Genomic DNA, 1,381 nt, shown 5'->3' with positions numbered 1-1,381 from the left:
CTCTACGCCCTCGACGCCGTTGCCGGCGGCGTCGACGGGCGCCTCCTCCGACGCCGGTTCGTCGGCCGTGGCGGACGAGCAGGCCGTGAGCGCTACCAGGGCAGCGGCGGCCGCGAGGGACGTCAGAGCCCGGGTGGGGCTTACGGGCATCGTTGGGCGCATGGGGTTTCCGTCCGGCTTCGTTCGGGGAGGCGTCCGGCGTGCTCGCGCTCCGGACGACAACGAACACTGGCCGACGAATGTGAAGAACCCGTGTGCCCGTCGTGTGGGACCTGTGTGGTGACCTGCGGGGGCTCCACCGGCCCGCTCCGGCGCCCTCGCGCGCACGCGTACGATCGAGCCGCACCGAGGCCCGACCGGGCCGGAAGCCGATCGGAGGTCACCGTGTGCGCGCATGTGCTGGTCGCCGAGGACGACGTCAACCAGGCCGACCTGATCCGGCGCTACCTGGAGCACGAGGGGCACTTCGTCCGCGTCGTGCACGACGGGCGCGCGGCGGTCGCGGCGCACCACCGGGACCGCCCCGACCTGGTCGTCCTCGACGTGATGATGCCGGTCATGAGCGGACTCGACGCGTGCCGGGCCCTGCGGGCGGAGTCCGACGTGGCGGTGCTGATGCTCACCGCCCGCTCCACCGAGGAGGACCTGCTCACCGGGCTCGACCTGGGCGCGGACGACTACGTCACCAAGCCCTACAGTCCGCGTGAGCTGATGGCACGGGTGCGCACGCTGCTGCGCCGCTCGCGCAGGGATCCCGACGACGCGGACCGGGTGCTGCGCGCGGGTCCGGTCGCGGTGGACCCGTCGCGCCACGCGGTGCGGGTGGACGGGGTCCCGGTCACGTGCACGCCCGCCGAGTTCCAGCTGCTCGCCGCGCTCGCCGCCCAGCCGGGCCGGGTCCTGACGCGCGCCCAGCTGTTGGAGCACATCCACGGCATGAGCCGGTTCATCACCGAGCGCACCATCGACGTGCACGTGAAGAACCTGCGCCGGAAGCTGGAGCCGGACCCGCGCAGGCCGGTGCGGCTGGTCACCGTGTACGGCGTGGGCTACAAGCTCGTCGGGAAGACCGATGACCGGTCGGCGTAGGGGCGCGCTGCGGCACAGCCTGCTGGCGCGCCTGCTGGCGAGCTCGGTCCTGGTGGCGGTCTGCTCGATCTTCGCGACGGCGTGGCTGGCGGTGCAGAGGACGTCGGAGTCGCTCACCGTGCAGCAGGGGGAGACCCTGGCCGTGGACACCCGCATCCACGACACGCTCGTCGCCTACGCCGCCGCCCACCCCGGGTGGGACGGCGTGGGCGAGACGGTGGGGCGCCTGTCCGAGGAGACGGGGCGGCGGATCGTCCTGACCACCGAGAACCGCGGACTGGTCGCGGACTCG

The 1,381-nt window shown here is 73.3% G+C and carries 1 protein-coding gene and 1 pseudogene; both read left to right on the top strand.

The features are described 5' to 3' along the window. Positions 1-384 precede the first annotated feature (384 nt). Positions 385-1,089: a response regulator transcription factor gene (locus tag DQW06_RS22880; protein WP_013155663.1), complete on the top strand. Its 705-nt coding sequence runs from the start codon at positions 385-387 to the stop codon at positions 1,087-1,089. Then, positions 1,073-1,381, top strand: a pseudogene (locus DQW06_RS22875) (two-component sensor histidine kinase); the annotation flags it as partial. The gene DQW06_RS22880 and the pseudogene DQW06_RS22875, both read left to right, overlap by 17 nt.

It is taken from the genome of Nocardiopsis sp. TNDT3 (assembly GCF_003427465.1).
Taxonomy (GTDB): Bacteria; Actinomycetota; Actinomycetes; order Streptosporangiales; family Streptosporangiaceae; genus Nocardiopsis; species Nocardiopsis dassonvillei.
The sequence above is the reverse complement of the archived record's forward strand: the minus strand, read 5'-3'. Positions and strand labels throughout refer to the sequence as shown.